The 19912-nt window shown below is 39.8% G+C and carries 12 protein-coding genes; 1 reads left to right on the plus strand and 11 read right to left on the minus strand.

Features of this window, described 5'->3' with window-relative positions:
• Position 1: 1 nt before the first annotated feature.
• The 8 genes from HXT25_RS06680 to hisS form a co-directional block, all read right to left on the minus strand.
• Entirely contained in the window at positions 2-1927 is a 1926-nt protein-coding gene (locus HXT25_RS06680) for a helix-turn-helix transcriptional regulator (protein WP_004115086.1), read from the minus strand.
• A gap of 252 nt (positions 1928-2179) precedes the next feature.
• Positions 2180-3607, minus strand: coding sequence for a UTP--glucose-1-phosphate uridylyltransferase (locus HXT25_RS06685; RefSeq protein ID WP_004115085.1), 1428 nt, complete (start codon positions 3605-3607; stop codon positions 2180-2182).
• Positions 3608-3769: 162 nt separating this feature from the next.
• Positions 3770-4873 carry an amino acid ABC transporter permease gene (locus HXT25_RS06690; protein ID WP_174143101.1) on the minus strand — a complete coding sequence of 368 codons (1104 nt, stop codon included), beginning with the start codon at positions 4871-4873 and terminating at the stop codon, positions 3770-3772.
• Between the two features lie 5 nt (positions 4874-4878).
• On the minus strand, positions 4879-5556 hold the full coding sequence (locus tag HXT25_RS06695; protein WP_004117849.1) for an ABC transporter permease subunit: 678 nt from the start codon (positions 5554-5556) through the stop codon (positions 4879-4881).
• A gap of 1 nt (position 5557) precedes the next feature.
• Positions 5558-6430 (minus strand): glutamate ABC transporter substrate-binding protein, encoded by an 873-nt coding sequence (locus tag HXT25_RS06700; RefSeq protein WP_014554578.1) that lies wholly within the window; start codon positions 6428-6430, stop codon positions 5558-5560.
• Positions 6431-6485: 55 nt separating this feature from the next.
• Positions 6486-7256 (minus strand): amino acid ABC transporter ATP-binding protein, encoded by a 771-nt coding sequence (locus HXT25_RS06705; RefSeq protein WP_004137994.1) that lies wholly within the window; start codon positions 7254-7256, stop codon positions 6486-6488.
• Between the two features lie 216 nt (positions 7257-7472).
• Positions 7473-9269, minus strand: coding sequence for an aspartate--tRNA ligase (gene aspS / locus HXT25_RS06710; protein WP_004115077.1), 1797 nt, complete (start codon positions 9267-9269; stop codon positions 7473-7475).
• Positions 9270-9383: 114 nt separating this feature from the next.
• Complete coding sequence (gene hisS, locus HXT25_RS06715; protein ID WP_004117838.1) at positions 9384-10784, minus strand: histidine--tRNA ligase; 1401 nt, start codon at positions 10782-10784, stop codon at positions 9384-9386.
• Between the two features lie 96 nt (positions 10785-10880).
• Between hisS and HXT25_RS06720 the strand changes: the two genes are divergently transcribed.
• Positions 10881-12248: a DUF349 domain-containing protein gene (locus HXT25_RS06720; RefSeq protein WP_004111602.1), complete on the plus strand. Its 1368-nt coding sequence runs from the start codon at positions 10881-10883 to the stop codon at positions 12246-12248.
• Between the two features lie 63 nt (positions 12249-12311).
• On the opposite strand, the gene HXT25_RS06725 is transcribed toward HXT25_RS06720, so the two are convergent.
• From HXT25_RS06725 to HXT25_RS06735, 3 genes are all read right to left on the minus strand, one after another.
• Complete coding sequence (locus HXT25_RS06725) at positions 12312-13460, minus strand: Mrp/NBP35 family ATP-binding protein (RefSeq protein WP_004117833.1); 1149 nt, start codon at positions 13458-13460, stop codon at positions 12312-12314.
• Positions 13461-13469: 9 nt separating this feature from the next.
• Positions 13470-16352: an NAD-dependent DNA ligase LigA gene (ligA, locus tag HXT25_RS06730; RefSeq protein WP_101891973.1), complete on the minus strand. Its 2883-nt coding sequence runs from the start codon at positions 16350-16352 to the stop codon at positions 13470-13472.
• A gap of 86 nt (positions 16353-16438) precedes the next feature.
• Positions 16439-19738: a tetratricopeptide repeat protein gene (locus HXT25_RS06735; RefSeq protein WP_422118823.1), complete on the minus strand. Its 3300-nt coding sequence runs from the start codon at positions 19736-19738 to the stop codon at positions 16439-16441.
• Positions 19739-19912: the final 174 nt, after the last annotated feature.

Below are 19912 nucleotides of genomic sequence, written 5' to 3' on the forward strand. Positions count from 1 at the left end.
TTTAATTCTCCACAATAGGAGAATCGCTATGATCAACACTCAATTCACGTTGAGCACGAGCAATAATCATAGTACGCAAAGTTTCTGGAGAAACAGCTTTAATATGACGGGCATGCGCAATACAGAAAGCAACAAACCAAGAATCTGAGCAAACAGTCAAATGAACTTTAACTCCACTCCCACAAGGCTCAACCGTAGCACCTGAAAGACTCTTTAAGAAGTTTAAATCAGGTTCATCAGTGATAAAGCATGTTTGCGTACCATTGTCAAAACTCCACTTACGAAGTTCGCTAATAGGAACATCTGGAATTTCTACAGGGCAAACAGGCGTAATTACCTCTGCATGCTCAATGCGAGCAACGCGAAGAACTTGCCAAATTCTAGGCAAACCATTTGCCTTATTGATAGAAGTATCCTTCGCAACTAGACTACGTTTATCTTCTGGAGCCTGATTTTCAACATCAGTCCAAACTGCAACGTAATAAACGCCTTCATCAACAAAAATCTTAGAAGGTGCAACAACTTTCCTACGAGTTCTGCCAGCTCCGTCCGTATACTCCATGTCAATTAGAGCACCAGCATTAATAGCGCTACGAACTATAGAACAGTTTCTAGGCTCTACTTCATAACCAGTAAGGCTCAGCCAAGGAGTTTCACCTGGACGCACATGCCTACGCAAACGCATATACAAAGCCTTAGCCTGGTCTCTCTGTTCAACAGGAAGAAGCGGAGAATGAGCAAGATAATTAACTGATGCGGTCAACATGCTCATATACTGTTGAGAAACACCAGCCAAACGCTCAAGCCCTAATGAATTTGTTGCAGAAACAATTCCTTCAGCTTCTAGCAAAGACCAATCAATATCGAAGAACTGACTACCAGCCATCTCTCCATCATCAGATACAGTCGTAAGAGTATTGATATCTTTGTGCAAAATAGCAACAAATCTACGAAGTTCGTCTTCACTCTTTGGCTTTCCTATAAATCTAACAGCAAGCTCATCCAATGGGAACTCTTCACCAAGATGTGCAGAAAGGAAGAGCATTAATCGAAGTCTGCGATCAACCTCACTGCCAGTTTGGAAAGATGCTTTCTTTTGGCGTGATTTGTCTGGCTCAGAGTCAGACAAATCCTGATTATCGTCAGAGCTATTTTGCGATAAATCGTCTTGCTCAACATAATCTTCATCGCAAGACACAAATTCCGTTGCAGCATTAAGTCTACGATGGAATGCATCTACTGCTTCTTGTGGACTTACAACACAAGAACCTGGATGTTCAAGAACGAACATCGCTAAATCATCTGAATCAGTATAAGCAACATTCAAATGCTCGCCATCAACATCAACTGTTGCGGCGAATCTACGTGAATCAATAACCTTAACTAATGCATCTGGAATTGTCTGAGTTCCTAAACCTGGAGCGATAGAATCAAGACCTAGTCCAGGTATAGGAGTTTGAGGAACTCTTGGAGCTGTGCGAGACGCAGAAGAATGCTGTTGCTCAACTTTACGAGATTCAGAAGAAGAAATGGACATAGACCTAGCCAAATAATTGGCAGCAGCCAAAACAGGAAGTTCTTCTTGCTCGAAACGTATACGAACTCTTGGCTCATCGCCAAGCTGCAATCTATAAGATGCAAAATCTTGCCCTTCGGATTTGGAAGAATATTCTGGCTGTCGTGACTCAATTGCAATTCCCATAGCCGCAAGTTTTGCACGATCCCTTTGGAACTGCTTGGCAAAAGCTGCCTTAGCAGCCTGATCAGCAAGCTCTCCATATGAATCAGCATAAGCTTTAACTCGTTGTGCAATCTGACGCGAAGTCAGCCATTGTGGAAATGCGGAAGACAACACCGCTAGCACATCTAGCTCATGTTTGCCCCACTTATCGGAAAAACGACGTCTTCCGTTACTTCCTTCTGCCATTGGTCCTCACGTATCGTTTCTTTTGTAGTTTCCTTCCATGCATAGAGAATCTGCGATTAATGTAAGACGCTAAATCCTCCACACACACTTTATCTATTTTAATGGTGTTTTGCTATACGTGTGGACATTTTTAAAAAAACTCATGATTTTTCTTATTTTATTATTTTCAAGGGTAAGAGAACCCTTGAAAACAAGCCATTTCACGCGCGACACGCCATAAATATTTTTTAATTCTCAAATTTCACACGCTATTTACACCCATTCATCTGGTTCAATACCCTGAGGCCCAACAAATTCCCCATTTGGAACGTAGCTTGGCTCTCCAGTATCTTCTAAAACAGCATCGGAGAACATAGAAACCTGATTACCAAATGTCCAATCACCACGAATAGTAACTGACTTTGCAGCAGCTAAAGCAGGCACCGAATAAGGGAATCTTTCGTTGAAATCATTGATATTTCGATAATAACGAGGATCGAGATCAATATCTGGGAATATGTAGTTGCCATCCTCCATCTCATAAGAATCAGTAAGATGGAATCTGTCTGAACGCATTATAAACAAATCATTAGTTGTCTTGACAGGCAAGAATCTCATTCTATCTACTTCTACACAAATAGCATCATTAAAAAGCGAAATTGCAGCACCCATCGCAGTTTCCAGCTGAATAACTTTCTCGCTTTTTTCATTTGTAGGATCAATAGTTTTTCTATTGCAAATCACAGGAAGAGGAAGAACTCCATTGTATTCTTCCAACTTTTTTTGTAATGCGTCAACGCGAACCCAAATATTATTTGTATTAAAATAGGGATGTTTCTTAATACTTTGAGCACTTCTTCGATCTTCTGGATGAACTTGAGTCATTTCTCGAAGCATCATTCTTCCAGTTTCGAGATCTCTAACAATATGACCACCTTTACGATCGGCTTGAGTACGCTTAGCAACCTCAATCATTATTGAAGCACCCGTGTTTTCAAAGTGCTGAGCAAGAGTACGAGAAGGTCTAGCGCCTAAATTATCTGAATTTGAAATAAATAAATATTCAATACCATTTTTCTTCAAAACGTTTAACAATCCTGATTCCCAAATTGTAGAGAAAATATCTCCATGACCTGGAGGACACCACTCTAACTCAGGATCTTCTGGATAAGAAACTGGCTCACAGGTTTCCTCTAGCAATTTCGGTTCTTGATGCTGAATAATTTCAACAGGAATGTTTTCTTGAGAAAATTTACGATTACGCTTCAGCACTTGTAATGTATCTTTAGATGTGCGGAAAGAGTTCATAAAAATAAGAGGTAAATCAACACCTAAGCGTTGGCGTGCTGTAAGAACCTGACCGATTATTATATCTATAAATCGCATTTGTCGAGCTTTGTGCCTACGGACAGGCAACAAAGATTTTGCGCACGACAATCCCATAGACGTTCCCAAACCACCATTAAGCTTAATAAACGCTGTTTTTGCAAAAGCGTTTACAGCTTTATCATGATCAATAGTCTCATAAATTTCGTGAAAATTTGGAACACTCTTAATAGGCTCTACAGTGTTTTCGCGAATAAATTCACCAGACTTATCATTAATCCACGAGTCATAAAGATGCGCAAATTGATTAATCGCAATCTCACTCATACCTTGTTCGCGCATCTTTGCAGCGGACAATTCAAAAGTGTCGCCCATTTAAGACAGCCTCCTTGTATGCATTATGTTTAATAGTTTATCTATTCAATCTATATGTTGCAAACAAGGTGAATGGATTTTATTACTAAAAATCAAAAAATAGCACAACAGGCGGAATCAAACCCATTGCGCTATTATTCATAATTAATCTAAAAATTAGAATTAATCATGCTTTTTATTATTTTTATCTTGGTTAGTATTTTGACTATCATCTAAATTCTCGTCACCAGTTTCTAGATGATGCTCATCGTAGCCTTGCAAGTAACGAGTACGACGCCAATGGTGAATAGAAGCGTTTGTACCGCGGTGATGCACGTGGTACTTTCTAGGAGTTCCACCGTACGGAAGCTCTTTAACTTCCTTAGCAACAGCAATCTGATTCACGTTAGAAGGATCCATAATTGCGATTGGCGCAACAGGTTCTGGTTCAGTCGGAGCTGCAGTTCTGCTACTGAGCTTTGATGGGAGCCATTCAGCAAACCAAGAAAGCGCCCAGCAAATCAAGAAGTACACAACTGCAGCAACAGTCAAAGTTTGCAAAATGTTAAAGTACATTGATCCAAGTCGTCTAGATTCTTGGAGCAAATCAGTGTACATAATGATGGAACCTAATGCAGTGTCTTTTAACACAACAACAAGCTGAGTTACTGCTGCTGGGAGCATTGCGATGATAGCTTGTGGCATTTCGATTTGTGTTAAAGACTGATATTGAGATAGTCCAAGTGCCAAAGACGCTTCACGCTGACCGTTAGGAAGATTTCCAACGCCAGATCGAACTAGCTCTGCAACAACGGAACCGTTGTACAAGATCAAAGACAACACAACGGCCCAGTAAGACGCGCCACTTATTCCAGCAAACGCAAATCCTCGCCAAAGGAAGATCATAAGCAAAAGCACTGGCACAGCGCGGCAAAACTCAACTACAACGGCAGAAATGCTACGAAGAATCAAGCTAGGCAATAGTCTTAAAAGACCAAACAAGAGTCCAAAAACTATTGAGCCTACAACAGCAAGAAGTGAAGCTTTAAGAGTCATCCACAATCCTGGAAGATAAAAATCAGTCCACGCTTCCGATTCCACAGCTGGATTCCACAAATCCCACGAAAGCTGATTTTCGCCTTCGGGAGGATTGCTAAGTCTTAAAAGCAAAGCAATAACAATAAGCGCAAACACAACGCACGCAACAATATTTGCAATGCGAATCTTTTTTAAAGCCTTAGGCCCAGGCGCATCAAATAACAGAGATTTTTCTTGTTTTTTTGCCATTTTCATCACCTTCTAACCGCAAGCTTATTAGACAAATAAGTTGTGAAAATACCGATTGGAATAATCAACACAATGTATCCGCACGCAAAAATCAAAAAGATTGGAACAATCAAATCTGCATGCCTTTCAATCATCTCACTCATAAGAGTAGATGTTTCAGTCGCAACAGATGCAGCTGCAGCAACAGTGGAATTTTTAAGCAACGCAATAAAAGTGTTTCCAAGAGGTGCTACAGATCCGCAAAATGTTTGAGGCAAAATCACATTAAAAGCTGATTGGAAGAAGTTAAGCCCAAGCGCCCTACATGCTTCTGCTTGACCCAAAGGTACAGTGTTTAAGCCAGATCTTAAAGATTCGCAAACAAATGCTGAAGTGTAAAAACTCAAGCCAGCTATAGCAAGCCAGAAGAAGTTTACGCTAAAAACAGTTGAAAAACCGAGCTTTAGCTGAGCATACACGCCAAGAACCATAAATACCATGATTATTGTTAGAGGCATATTCTTAAAGAACTCAACGTATGCGCTTGCAATAATTCGAAGCGAATGAATTGGGCAAATCCTCATCATAACTAGAATCACACCAAGAATCGTTGAAAAAAGCACGCTCCACAATGTGATTTCAATATTCACCAAGAATGCTCCTGGAATATTGTATGAAGTAAATAATTGCACAAAGTCTTGCATTTTACTCCTCCCCCTCATTTGGTACTGGCGGATTATACTTTGCGTTTGGCTTAAAACCAGTTCCGCGCATGTTATCGTCTAAAGCTCTTTTCCATGAACCATTTTTAATCATGTCTTTAAGAGCATTATTAATGCGCTTAGCTAGCTTAGTGTTTCCTTTTTTAATGCCAATGCCGTAGTGCTCTTCAGTAAATGGCTTACTAACAAGCTTTAGTCTGCCTCTAGATGCTGTAGCAAGACCAGCGAGAATAATATCGTCTGTTGTAACAGCGTCTACGATTCCAGAGAATAATGCTGTTGCACATTCTGCATAGCCAGGCTGTTGCATAAGTTGAACTTTTGAAGAGTACTTCTCTTTAATAACTATTGCAGACGTAGAACCAGTTACTGAGCATAAACGCTTTCCGTCTAAATCGTCTGGACCGCTTACTTTATGCTCGTCTTTGCGAACTAATAAATCTTGACCTGCAATAAAGTATGGTCCAGCAAAAGAAACAGTGTTTTTTCTAGCATCTGTTATAGAATATGTTGCAACAATCATATCTACATCGCCATTTTGAAGCATTGCTTCACGCTGTTTTGAAGGCGATTCCTTCCAAACAATCCTATCTTCGGAGTAACCCAACTTTTTGGCAACGTACTTTGCAACGTCTACATCAAAACCAACGTAAGTTCCAGACTTTTTAAAGCCAAGACCAGGCTGATCAAACTTAATGCCAATGCGTATTACATCGTTGCGACTATTTTTACTGCAAGCGCTAAGTGGTAGAACGCAGCACAATGCGCAAATCATAGATAAAATTGCGCGATATGTATGTCTTAATCCCAGTTTGTAACGCTTACACTTAAGCGCAATATTGTGTAAATATTTCATAACTACCTCTTAAAGATTTAAAAAATCGCTATTAATGATTTAAAAACGAGTCAAATTAATGAGTCAAAATCTTTGAAAGGAAGTCTTTTGCTCTGTCTGTCTTTGGATTTTCAAAGAACTCTTCTGGTGTATTTTGCTCAAGAATTCTGCCATCTGCCATAAACACGATTTTGTCTGCAGCTTTACGTGCAAAACCCATCTCGTGAGTAACGCAAATCATGGTCATTCCTTCTTTTGCAAGCTCAACCATAACATCAAGAACTTCGTTAACCATTTCTGGATCAAGCGCAGATGTAGGCTCATCAAAAAGCATAACCTTTGGATGCATTGCAAGCGCGCGAGCAATTGCCACTCGCTGCTGCTGACCTCCAGAAAGCTGAGAAGGCATTTTGTTAGCTTGATTATCAACACCAACTCTAGCAAGAAGATCCATTGCCAAACTTTCTGCTTCTTGCTGCTCCATATGACGAACCTTAATAGGAGCAAGCGTAACGTTTTCTAGAATCGTCTTGTTTGCAAAAAGATTAAAAGACTGGAACACCATTCCTACTTCTGCACGCAATGCGGCAAGTTCTTTTCCCTCTTGAGGAAGAGGCTTACCATCAATGCGAATGTCTCCAGAGTCAATAGTTTCAAGACGATTAATCGTCCTGCACATTGTTGACTTGCCAGAACCAGAAGGTCCAATAATAACAAGCACTTCGCCTTTATTAACAGTCAAGTTAATATCTTTTAAAACGTGAAGCTTACCGTAGTGTTTTTCAACATGGCTAAGTTCCACCAACGGCTGTGCTACTTTTTTTGTGTTGTTTAATTTAGTATCCATAAAAAGGATTCTAATGTTCTTTTGTTACATGCGTTTATCGTAATAGTTACTTTTAAACGCTTATAAAGTTACGGAAAACAATAAAAATGATACCAAAATGTTAATTTTAGTTTAAAAATGCCGTTAAGTTCGGATTTCCTAATACAATCACACAACTTAACGGCATTTATTAGCAATATTTAAATTGTAAATTATTGCATTCTATTATATTTACGATTACTCGTCTTCTTCTGGATCGTAATCGACGCCAGTTTCAGCGCGCTGTTCGTCAGAAATTGGAGCAGGAGCGCCAGTTAGAGGGTCGCGTCCGCCGCCAGCCTTAGGGAAGGCGATTACGTCGCGAATCGAGCTTGCGCCTGCAAGAATTGCAGCAGTACGATCCCAGCCCAAAGCAATACCAGCGTGAGGTGGAGCACCGTACTTAAAGGCTTCAAGCAAGAAGCCGAACTTTTCTTCTGCTTCCGCTTTGTCGATTCCAAGAACATCAAGCACGCGATCTTGAATATCGTCGCGGTGAATACGAACGGATCCGCCGCCCATCTCGTTACCGTTGCACACGATATCGTAAGAATCACTCATTGCATGCTCTGGATCTTTATCGAACTTATCAATCCAATCAGCAGATGGCATTGTAAACGGATGATGCATAGAAGTCCACTTTGAGTGTCCAACAGCAACATCATCATCGTCTGGATCATCTGTGCGCTTAAACAATGGGAAGTCAACAACCCAAGTGAAAGCAAACTCATCTGGGTGAAGTAATCCTGCGCGGCTTGCAAGCTCTACACGAACTGCACCAAGCAAAAGCTGAGAAGATTCACGGCTTCCTGCTGCAAAGAATACAGCATCGCCATCTTGCGCACCAACAGCTTCCTTAAGTCCTGCACGCTCTTCTTCGCTAAGATTCTTAGCAACAGGGCCTTTGAGCTCACCATCTTCACCAAAGACTACATAAGCCAAGCCCTTAGCTCCACGCTGCTTAGCCCAATCCTGCCATGCGTCAAACTGACGACGAGGTGTATCTGCACCGCCCTTAAAGAGCACAGCGCCAACATAAGGAGCTTGGAACACGCGGAATGGAGTGTTCTTAAAGAAGTCAGTCAACTCAATCAGTGGGTTTCCAAAACGCAAATCAGGCTTGTCGGAACCGTACTTATCCATAGCTTCCTGCCAAGTGATTCGAGGCAAAGGAAGAGTAATCTCGTGACCAGCTTCCTTCCAAATAGCAGCAATAACGCGCTCTGCCATAGCCATAACATCTTCTTGGCTTGCAAAGCTCATTTCCATATCAAGCTGAGTGAACTCAGGCTGACGATCAGCACGGAAATCTTCATCACGATAGCAGCGAGCAAGCTGATAGTAGCGCTCAACACCAGAAACCATAAGCAACTGCTTTAAAAGCTGAGGAGACTGTGGAAGAGCGTACCAAGAGCCTGGAACCAAACGTGCTGGAACAACAAAGTCGCGAGCGCCTTCTGGAGTGGACTTAATAAACGTTGGTGTTTCTACTTCTGTAAAGTCCATATCTTCCAAAGCGTGACGAGCTGCCTTAGCCATATCAGAGCGAAGCTTTAGATTACGCTGCATTGATGGGCGGCGCAAATCAAGATAACGATACTTCAAACGAACATCTTCGCTAGGAAGCTTGTTTTCAGACTCGTTTTCCAATGCTGTAGAAACCTGGAATGGTAACGCATCGGACTTAGCGAGAATTGTCACTTTATTCGCAACGATTTCGATTTTTCCTGTTGCTAAATGGTCATTTTCATTGCCATCTGGACGCAGGCGAACTTCGCCAGTAACCTGAACAACAAATTCACTACGCAATGGTCGCGCAGTTTCCTCATCGTAAATAACAACCTGCACTAAACCTGTGTTGTCACGAACATCTACGAAAGCGACGCCACCGTGATCACGGCGACGATCAACCCAACCAGCAATGGTTACGTTCTGTCCGACCAAGGTCTCAGTCACTTCAACGGCATGGTGTGTGCGATACGCCGTCTGGCTCATAAGTCCACTTCCTTGTTTAAATAATTTTGTTAATTTTTGTTTTGACTTTAATAGTTTACCGCATGAATCGCGCGTTCAAATATTGCAAAATATATTCTTAAAATATAAAGCAAATTATTGAGCGCAAGAAACAGTCTGCCGGGCATAAACAGTATCTGGTTGCCAAGACGTGGCGTCTGCAGAAACTTGTTCCCCAGTAATAATATTCTTCACTTCATCATGGTTAGATTCAGAATCTGCACTATCAGCTGGGAACCACACATAAGGAATACCTAACTTATCTGCATATTTTATCTGCTTACCAAGTTTTGCTGCACTTGGAGAGACATCGGCAGCAATTCCTCTAGCACGAAGCTTTCGAGCAATCTCGTTACAAGCAGACCTATCTTCCTCATCCCAAACTGCCACCAATACTGCAGCAGGAGAAACACGGGAAACAGTGGCACCAGCTGTGTGAAGCATATAAGAAAGTAAACGCGAAAGTCCTATAGAAAGACCTACGCCTGGATACTTTTTATTACCTTGAGAAACAAGATTATCGTAGCGTCCGCCAGAGCAGATTGATCCAAGGGATTCAGCACCATCCAAGAATGTTTCATACACAGAGCCAGTGTAATAATCCAATCCTCGCGCAATCTTCAAATCTGCCACAACAGCACCTGGACGAATTTTTGCTGCATCGTCCACAATCATTGCAAGAGTTTCAACACCTTGTGAAGCTAAAGTGTACGATTCGTTATCTTCACTGCGAGAAATATCATGCTTATCGCATAATTCATCGAAACGAGACTTCAACTCATCTCCTGTTTCAGCAGTAAGTTCAGCCAATTCTAAGCATGCAGCAGCTTGGGAGTCCGTAGCTCCGCACTCTTTTACCAAAAGCTTAGCAACTTCTTCAGCGCCAATTTTGTCGAGTTTGTCGATTTCTCGAAGAACTCCCTCAATATCGCTTAAACCAATACCTCGATAAAAACCTTCAGAAAGCTTACGATTATTGGCGTGAACAGTGGCTTTAGGTAATCCAAATTCGCGCAAACGTTCAAGTGCTTCTACCATAACAAGAGGAAGCTCTACTTCGTAGTGAGACGGCAAATCACCATTCCCCACAACATCAATATCTGCTTGAACAAATTCACGGAAGCGTCCTTCTTGCGGACGTTCGCCGCGCCAAACTTTTTGCATCTGCCAGCGTTTAAAAGGAAAAGCTAAATCGCCAGTGTGTTCAACAACATAACGACTAAGAGGAACTGTTAAATCAAAATGCAAACCTATTCGATTTTCAACAGGAGTGTCGCTTTCATGCCCCACCTCTTGCAATCTAGACAAAAGATATATTTCTTTGCTAGTTTCGCCTTTTTTTAACAGACTTGAACCCTGCTCAACAGCACGAGTTTCAATGCCTATAAAACCATTTAATTCAAATACTTCCCGCAATGTGTCCATAACACGCTGTTCAACAGCGCGCTCACTAGGAAGCCACTCTGGAAAACCAGATATTGATGAGCCTTGTACCATGTCCACTATAATAGGTTATGTTGCGGAAAAATCATGGCTTACCGTCATACTTATTCGTAACACTGTTACCGTGCATTTGCTGTAAGGAGTCGACCCGTGACCGAACAGACTAAACCTGAAGAAACTACTAAACAAACTACCCCAAAGCCGCATGCTCCGTCGCCTGCAAACTTTGCTAACAAGGCTCGCGTTGTTGCTGCGGTTCCAACTATCTCGTATAGCGACGAAGATGTTAAAACCGCTAAAACCTTTGGGCGAGTTGATGAAAATGGAAACGTTTATGTTCGTGAAGGAGCTGACGAACGCGAAGTAGGTCAGTATTCTACTGGTACTCCAGAGGATGCTTTGACTTTCTACGTACATCGTTATCTTGACTTAAAGATTAAACTTGATCTCTTCGAAAAAAGACTTGAATCGTCTAATGTGAGACCTAAGGAAATTGATGAGACTTTAGCTACTTTAGAGGCGGATCTTAAGGAACCATCGGTAGTTGGAGATATCGCTGCTTTGAATGCTCGACACGCCGAATTGCAAGCTAAGGCTGCGTCTAAAAAAGAAGAACTTGCAAAAGCTCGCAAAGATGAATTAGATAAAGCTCTTAAAGAACGTACTGCTATTGTTGAACAGGCAGAAACGTTAGTTGCTCAAATAGGTGATTCTACAAATTGGCGCTCGCTTTCAGATAAGCTTCGTTCCCTGTTTGACAAGTGGCAGCAACATCAGCGCACTACGATTCATCTCAATAAGGCGGATGCTGACGCTTTGTGGCAGCGATTTTCTAAAGCTCGTTCTGCTTTCACTCAAGCACGCAACGCTTGGGTTAAGGAGCGTGATACTGAAAGAAATACTGCTAAAGAAATTAAGGAAGCCATTATTGCTGAAGCTGAAAGCTTGAAGGAATCAACTAAATGGCGTGAGACTTCTATGAAGTTTAATGCTTTGATGGATCGCTGGAAGAAGGCTGGAAATGCTGGTCGTCAGCACGACGATGAGTTATGGGCTAAGTTCCGTGAAGCTGCAGACACATTCTATCATGCTCGTCAAGAAGATAGAGAAAAGATGAATGCTGGTGAAAAAGAAAATCTTTCCAAGAAGGAAGCTTTGCTTGTTAAGGCAGAAGCTCTTCTTCCTGTTAAAGATGAAGAAGCAGCAAAAGCAGCTCGCAAAGCATTATCTGAGATTCAAGAAGAATGGGACAAGATTGGTTTTGTTCCACGCGAAGATATGCGCAGAATTGAATCCCGCTTAAATGATGTGGATAAGAAGATTAAGGCTGTTGAAGATGCTGCTTGGAAAGATGCTGACCCAGAGGCAGACGCTCGTAAGTCTAGTTTTGCTACGCAATTGAAGGCTCAGCTCGAGGAGCTTGATTCTAAAATTGCAAGTGAAAAAGATGCAAAGCGTAAGGCTAAGCTTCAGGCTGAAAAAGCTACAAAAGAACAATGGTTGAATGCTATTAAGTAATTAATCATTAATCATTTAAATATGGGGTTACTTAAAAATTAAGTAACCCCATATTTAATAGTTTTATTTAACAGTTTCCATTAAAGCTTTAGCAAGTTGAATAAAGGTGTTAGCTAATTGTGAATTAGCTAGGCTTCCATCCTTTTTAAGAACCGCAGGTCTGCCAGACTCTCCAATTTCTCTAATACTCGTATCTAATGGAATTTGTGCTAAAAGAGGCACATTCTTACCAAGAGCTTTACAAAGCTGGTCACTAACGCGTTTTCCGCCACCTGAACCAAAGATTTCCAAGCGCGCTCCATTATTTTCAAACCAACTCATATTTTCTACAACTCCACGCACATTAACTGGAATTTGCAACGCCATAAGACCTGCTCTAACGGCAACATCTGAAGCACTAGGCTGAGGAGTTGTAACAACCACAAGCTCCACATTAGGCAATGATTGAGCAACAGCCAGAGCCATATCTCCAGTTCCAGGCGCCAAATCTAAAAGAAGCACATCTGGGTCTGCCCACCAAACGTCGCAAAGAAACTGTTCAAGAGAACGTTGCAAGCGAGGACCACGCCACAAAATCGCACGATCTGTTCCAGCAAACATTCCAATAGAAATCAGTTTAACTCCCCAAGCTTCCACTGGCATAAGCATGCCATTCAAATTAGTAGGCTGACTTGTAACACCAAACATACGCGGTAGAGAAAATCCATAAACGTCTGCATCTATTGCTGCTGTTTTGTATCCAAGAGCCGCGAAAGTGGCTGCTAAATTGGCAGTTATGGAAGACTTTCCAACTCCCCCTTTTCCAGATGCTATAGCAAAAATTCTTGTTTTAACGCCATTTTTATTAAAAGGATTTTCTTTACGTTCCTCTTTCAAATCCGAAACAAGTTTTGCAAGCTTATCCTTACTCATAGCGCTTATATTTACGTGAGGAACAAGATTTGCATTAGGATATTTTTTTACAGCTGATTGAATTCTCTGTGTAATTACTTGTGCTAGAGGACAATCTGGAACAGTAAGTTCTATGCTTATAGTCACATCATAAGTTGGATAAGAATTATCAAAATCGCATACACTAGTGACATTTTGTTTTCCACTTACGTGTATGCCAGTTACCATATTTAGTTCAGTAACTGAACGACCTAATTCTGGATCAATAACACTTCCTAATAGATCGTAAATGCGAGTTTCGAGTTCAATAGTGCTGCTCATTTTTAACTTTTACGATTCGTTCTTAAAATCAAGTTCGTATTTGCTATCTAGAGCAGATTCAATACTGCCAGTATTAAGCAAAATCTTAAATTGATTCTCATCTAGCATAGGTATACCAAGTTCTTCTGCTTTAGTGGCTTTAGAACCAGCATTTTCTCCGACAATAACGCAATACGTCTTTTTGCTAACAGAAGAAGCTGCTTTTCCTCCCCTAGAAGAAATAGCTTCTTTAGCTGAATCTCTGGTAAAACCTTCTAATGATCCTGTAACAACAACCGTTTTGCCACTAAGAGTCTGTTCGATACTGTCCGCATTAGAAGAGTCAGAAGATCCAACTACTCCGGCTTCATTCCATTTACGTAAAACTTCACTACGCCAATCTTGAGGATTCTTCGATTTTTCAAACCAATCGTATACGGCTTGAGCAATTTCTGGACCAACTCCATCAATTTGTGTTAAATCTTCAACAGATGCTTTAGAAATATTCTCAATTGAACCAAATCTTGCCGCTATTAGTCTTGCTGTAGGCGGACCAAGTCTACGAATAGACAAAGCCACTAGCACACGCCAAAGTGTTGCAGACTTACCCTTTTGAACTATTTCTTCTAACATTGCTCTTGTTGTTTCGCTTGGACGAGTGTATTCAGGAACACTCACTGTTTGAAGAACATTATTTTTACGAATTTTCTTTTCAACTAACCTTATTACATAAGCGTCAGAAGGAACTTCAAATATTGGGTAATCTGGATTTAAAGATTCCTTAAGCTCATCACTGTTGGAATCATCATTGGATTTTCTTCTTGTAGCTTCTAAAGGTCTAGTCCAGAATGCAGAAACCTGTCTCCACAATCCAGATCCGCCTATTTTTTTAGTTCTTTTCTTTAATTTTCCGTCTTTTCCTAATTCTTTCCATTCTTCAACAAGAGGTATTTCTTTCCAAACTTTAATATTTCGCAAATCGGCTGCAGTAATGTTAAAAATATCCGCTTCGCTTCTTATAACAGGTTCTTGAGATTTTGGAAGATCAAACACAGATTCTGGAATAGTTGGTTGCAAAGAAGAGCCGCGCTGAATTACTATTTTGTCAATATCAGGATGATAGACCTCTGCAGTTGTAGGTCTAGAATCTTCTGGATTTGTTAAAGCTAGTGCAGAAGATTCTCCAAGATTTTCAATGTCGAATGCGTGCCTCGATGCAAGATTAATTATTCTCTCTGTTAATTGTGCTGGGCAGTTTTCTACATTTGGACAACGAATATCCTTGTCTCCCTCTTTAGCAGGTGCAAGCTTAGATCCGCATGATGGGCAATACTCTGGCATAACAAATTTGCGTAATTTGCTTTCATTTCCATCCCTATACTTTAGTACTGGACCAACTAATTCTGGTATAACATCGCCAGCTTTACGAACAACAACAGTATCGCCTATAAGCACACCTTTATGCTCAACTTCGTAAGGATTATGCAATGTTGTGCGCGATATTGTAGATCCTGCAACAGTTACTGGGTCCAAAACAGCAACAGGAGTGACTCTACCTGTTCTTCCTACTTGAACAACAATGTCTTTAAGAACAGTATTTACTTCTTCTGGAGGATACTTGTACGCAATTGCCCATCTTGGTGCTCTAGATGTAGACCCTAGTTCTCTTTGCAAAGCACGATCGTCTACTTTAACTACAATTCCATCTAAGGCATGAATAATAGAGTTTCTGTGTTCTCCATAGTATTCAATCATATCTTCTATTTGTTCAAAAGACGTAACTTTGCGAGTATAAGGAGATACGGGTATCCCCCATTTTTTATACAGCTCGTATGCGTCCGACTGATTAAACGATGTTTGCTTATGTGATTTATGCTCAGAATCATTTCTTACTGAATCTTTCCACTTTAAATCACCTAATCCATGCGCTATAAAGCTTAATCGTCTTGTTGCAGTGATTCTAGGATCCTTTTGTCTTAAAGACCCTGCAGCAGCGTTTCTTGGATTAGCAAAAGCAGGCTTTCCTAAATCTTCTTGCTCAATATTCAGCTTTCTAAAATCCGCCCATTTCATAAAAACTTCACCACGAATTTCCACAAATTCTGGAATATCGTCTGAATTTTCGCATTTAAGCTGAGTCGGTATTTCTTCGATTGTTCTTACATTCAGAGATATGTCTTCTCCAGTAACGCCATCTCCTCGAGTTAGCCCTTGTTCCAAAGTTCCATTTCTGTATATGAGATTTAACGCAAGTCCATCAATTTTTACTTCGCATGTCATTGGCAATGGCTTATTTTGGGGCCATTTTAAATCGCGAATAATGCTATCGTACCAAGATTTTAGCTCTTCTAATGAGAATACATCGTCTAAACTCATCATTCTTGATGGATGTTTAACTGACGCAAAATCGTTCGAAAAAGTTCCACCAACTCTATGTGTTGGTGATTGAGGCGTATCTAATATTGGGAATGTAGATTCTAGTGAGCTTAAAACTCGCATTCTTGTGTCATAAGCAGCGTCAGAACTACTTGGTGAATCATCAACATAATAAGCTATCTGATCTGATTGAGCCCAAGCAGCTAATTTTGCCCATAATCTAGCAGCTTGCTCGCTTGTTAAAAGTGAAGGTTCTAGCTTAGATAATGCAATAGCGTCTACATCTGTTGGCTCTAATTTAGAAATCCAATCATTAAAATCTGTAGTTGAACTAAACTCGTGTGATGTGTTAGATGTATTGTTCTCGCCTGGCTCATGAACATTTTGGTTTTGATTATCGACTTTGCTGATGCTTGAAGATAATGAATCGTTGTTAACACTTGATTTATCAGTATTTAGCGAATCATCAAAATCGTCGAAAAGAGATAATTGTTCTCCAACTGCGTGTGACGACTTATCGCTATTAGACGCAATCATAAGCTTTCCCTTCAAAACCTTTTCATTATCCTATCTACCAGACAGGAGTCAATAACTGATTATAATTACTATTTAATAAGAGTTGTTTATGAGTTAAGCGAGCGCAAAAACTGCATTTGAACAACGTTATCTGATGAATTGTTGCTGAACAGCATTCTTGCTCTTGCAACGGAAAGCGTTCGTGCAATAACAAACATTCCCTCGTTTACTGTTATTTTTGCGGCTTCATCTATAATCTCATAAGCTTCAACATCTGGCCATTTTGGAACATTGTTTATTTTTAAAACTTCTTCTACTTGAGACATATCATTAGGAGCTGGAATGCACTGTGACTGCATACGGCTCAGTAATTCATCAAGCTCTATTTCAATAGACTCAATTTTTCCAGAAGATAAATTGTCTGCCATTTTATATGCTGCTACAGCAAGAGGGAAATTATCTTGCATCCACTCTGCGTAAGCAAGTCTGTAATATATAAAAGCGGCGTCTTCTCTATCAAAGCATACTGGTAATGCGTTTAGACACACTGCTTCTACAGAAGTCCAATCTTCTTTCTCTGTAAGCTGTGAAGCTAACTTGAGATGAGAAATAACATATGTTGGAGCGTATGAAACCATTGTGTTTAAGTGTTTTAGTGCATCCTCATGCCTGTTGAGTTGAGTTAGTAAGTCTGCTAACTCCATATGCGCGTAAAAAAGACCATCTGGTATAAGTATCATACGTTCATTTTGGGTTGCAAATATTCGATTGTAGACAACTCGCTCTGCGTAGGAATTAAAGTATCTTGGTACAACATCGTTGAAGGAAAACATGGAATCGAAATGTTTTACTGCATTTTCGTATTCTTCGATGGCATTTTCCAAGTCTCCACTCATAAATTGCTCATGAGCATGAAGTCTCATATTATAAATATCTTTTGAAACTTTAAAAGATATTTCGGGTATTTCTTTTTCGTCTATTAAAGCGCTTGTTATAAGATTTGCTTTCTCATTTAATTCTGGATCGTCAATACTTTCCACAATATCCATTGCCATACGAGCTTTTTCTGCATTAGATATCATTACTTCTGACGATATGTGATGAAAATCCGCAACAGCCTGTTGTAATAAATCTTCTCTTTGAATTGAAAGACCTTTAGAGTTGGTAGTACCTAATGCTTTTTGAGATTTGATGTCAAAAATTACATCTGAAAACTCAGGTTCTTCCTGTGCTCCATGAGGAGAAAAACAACTATCTCTCAGATCAAAGCTTGGTTCAATCGGGTTTAATACGCCTTCTTCATCTATTTTCATATTTGCGTTAAATTTTTTGTATGCGCCAAGAGGATTATTCAACCCATTTGCACGAATATGTTTTATAAAAGATTCGCGATTGAATGTGACTGTCAATAAAGACTTTACAGTTGGGTATTTGCTAAAAGCATCCATAGGATCAGGTTCAATAGGATCTGATCCAATATCGTTCGTATTGCTATCACTAATCTCAGTATCACTGTAGCTATCACTAGAATTTATCGATTTGCTACCGGTGGCTTTATTACTACTATCAGGCACAGTCACTTCATCTTCGTGAAGAATAGTATGATTAGTAAAGTTTTGTAAATCTTGCACATTCGCTAGTCCGTTATTAACATCTCCATGAATATCTCCATCTTTAGGATCGCCTTTAGAACGAGCTGCCTCACGATTCATATTATTCAAAGCATTAATTGTTTGATTTAGGATTTTACTCATAGCATCATCTTGAGCAGCAACCATTTCTTCTAAGCCTATTGAATCTAATCTTATAGATACATTCTGTACTTCTTCACTTGCTCCAAATGCAAGGGTTGCCATGATTATTCCAAGTCGAAGATTGTAATCAGTTGTCATACGAGACTTATCTGCATTAGTTAAAGTAATCCATTTTTGGTTAGCAGAATCAAATCTTCTAGTAGGCATCATCGAACTGCCAGTTGCCATAAATGCTAATGCAACATTACCGTCTTCTAGATTAGAGCGAAAATCAGTATCAAACCTAAATGGTAAATAAAGACTTCTAATTAATCCAGATAATCTTTGCCTATAAGACCATTCGCAATTAGAAGATCCATCTGACTTGTAAATATAAAGGTCGTTAGATTTTTTTGCAGTATTCCACAAGTGCATTAATGGGCGAATATTGTCGTCTTGTAAAGGATTACCAAAACTATTCATATCCAATTCGCCGTTAGCACAAAACGCTGGATCTTCTATAAACGATAAATCTATTTCAGATATTTGACCAAAGTTTACAGAATTTTCCGTTAAATTACCGCCATTAGCGCAATTTTCTTCTAAACAACTACTAATGGACTGGAAACGGTTAATAGCACCTTCTATTCGCAATACTTTCAACGCAGCTTTTGCTTCTAAAGAATCATCCCATACTAGGAAATTAGCGTCTGAAACTTGCGACTTTTGCAAATGTAAGCGTTCTGCTCCATGAACAGCTTCAAGTGGACCACTATGTTCTAAAGCGCCAGAATCTAACATAAGATAAGCAAAATATTTTTCCATTGACGAAACACGCAAACCTGCTTTTTCCGCCACTTTTGAATCCATAATGCTTCTTCTAATAGCTCCAAGAGGGGCTTCCTTTGTAAGACGCCTAAAAATATTGCCAGATCCGAAACCGCTAAACGCTCTAGTTATATCTGGAATAAAGAACGATGCAAAGAAAGATGTTGAAATAGCATCGCAGTATGAAAGATTGCAACGGAGTCTGTCAGGAAGCAAAACTCTAGTTTCTTCAAGAGTATATGCTTCTTTTTTGTCATTAACTTTACGAATCCAAGATGATACCCATTGCATGCCTTCATCTTGTGATAGCTGAACAACTACATCTCCTCTTATAACAACTAAATCAGATTCACGATTATTTTTATTGATTGAATTTACTTTTTTACGCGCATGACTCGCATGAGTAATTTTCCTATCATCAACACCATAGAAACGTAACGAATCTTTAAGAGTCATAGAATTTTGTTCTACAAAAGATAACTCTGGTATTCTTTCCATCGTATCTTCAATAGAAATGTCATGTCCTGTATAAACACGACCTTCAAAATCTGCAACAGCAAGCTGACGAAAACGTTTGCAATCATCGTTGAATAATCCAATAGCTATACCATGTTTTTTCCCAGAAAGTTTAATCCAACCTAACTTTACGTTTTTTGGCATCATTGGAAAATCTTTAAAAATATGCTTTTTAGAAAATATCCTGACTGGAATAGATTCTCTATTTTCCCACAATGTTTTAATGGTTTCCTGCACAATCTGCATACTATCATCTGCAATATCTGAGCGATTTTTTTCACTACTTTCGGCAGAATCTATTTTCTTGCTAGATTGCACTTCGTCTTGCATATTCCTCGTTCTTTCGTTTTAAAGCCAACTACTATTTTCGTAAAACCCGTAAAACTAAATATTTAAGTGATTTCCATACGTGTTGCATTTATTCTTACTCAAACATTTTAAGTATAGCTGATTATCGGTTCGAAAAACACAATTAGAAGTAGAATATGTTTTAACTCTTTTAGA

This window comes from Gardnerella sp. DNF00476 (genome assembly GCF_049262735.1).
GTDB lineage: Bacteria > Actinomycetota > Actinomycetes > Actinomycetales > Bifidobacteriaceae > Bifidobacterium > Bifidobacterium vaginale.

Bases quoted from the DNA above. Each gene is read 5' to 3' on its own strand.
- aspS (WP_004115077.1), bottom strand. From the start codon at position 9,269: ATGAGCCAGACGGCGTATCGCACACACCATGCCGTTGAAGTGACTGAG.
- HXT25_RS06735 (WP_422118823.1), bottom strand. From the start codon at position 19,738: ATGCAAGACGAAGTGCAATCTAGCAAGAAAATAGATTCTGCCGAAAGT.
- HXT25_RS06705 (WP_004137994.1), bottom strand. From the start codon at position 7,256: ATGGATACTAAATTAAACAACACAAAAAAAGTAGCACAGCCGTTGGTG.
- HXT25_RS06725 (WP_004117833.1), bottom strand. From the start codon at position 13,460: ATGAGCAGCACTATTGAACTCGAAACTCGCATTTACGATCTATTAGGA.
- HXT25_RS06700 (WP_014554578.1), bottom strand. From the start codon at position 6,430: ATGAAATATTTACACAATATTGCGCTTAAGTGTAAGCGTTACAAACTG.
- HXT25_RS06685 (WP_004115085.1), bottom strand. From the start codon at position 3,607: ATGGGCGACACTTTTGAATTGTCCGCTGCAAAGATGCGCGAACAAGGT.
- HXT25_RS06680 (WP_004115086.1), bottom strand. From the start codon at position 1,927: ATGGCAGAAGGAAGTAACGGAAGACGTCGTTTTTCCGATAAGTGGGGC.
- ligA (WP_101891973.1), bottom strand. From the start codon at position 16,352: ATGATTGCGTCTAATAGCGATAAGTCGTCACACGCAGTTGGAGAACAA.
- hisS (WP_004117838.1), bottom strand. From the start codon at position 10,784: ATGGTACAAGGCTCATCAATATCTGGTTTTCCAGAGTGGCTTCCTAGT.
- HXT25_RS06695 (WP_004117849.1), bottom strand. From the start codon at position 5,556: ATGCAAGACTTTGTGCAATTATTTACTTCATACAATATTCCAGGAGCA.
- HXT25_RS06690 (WP_174143101.1), bottom strand. From the start codon at position 4,873: ATGGCAAAAAAACAAGAAAAATCTCTGTTATTTGATGCGCCTGGGCCT.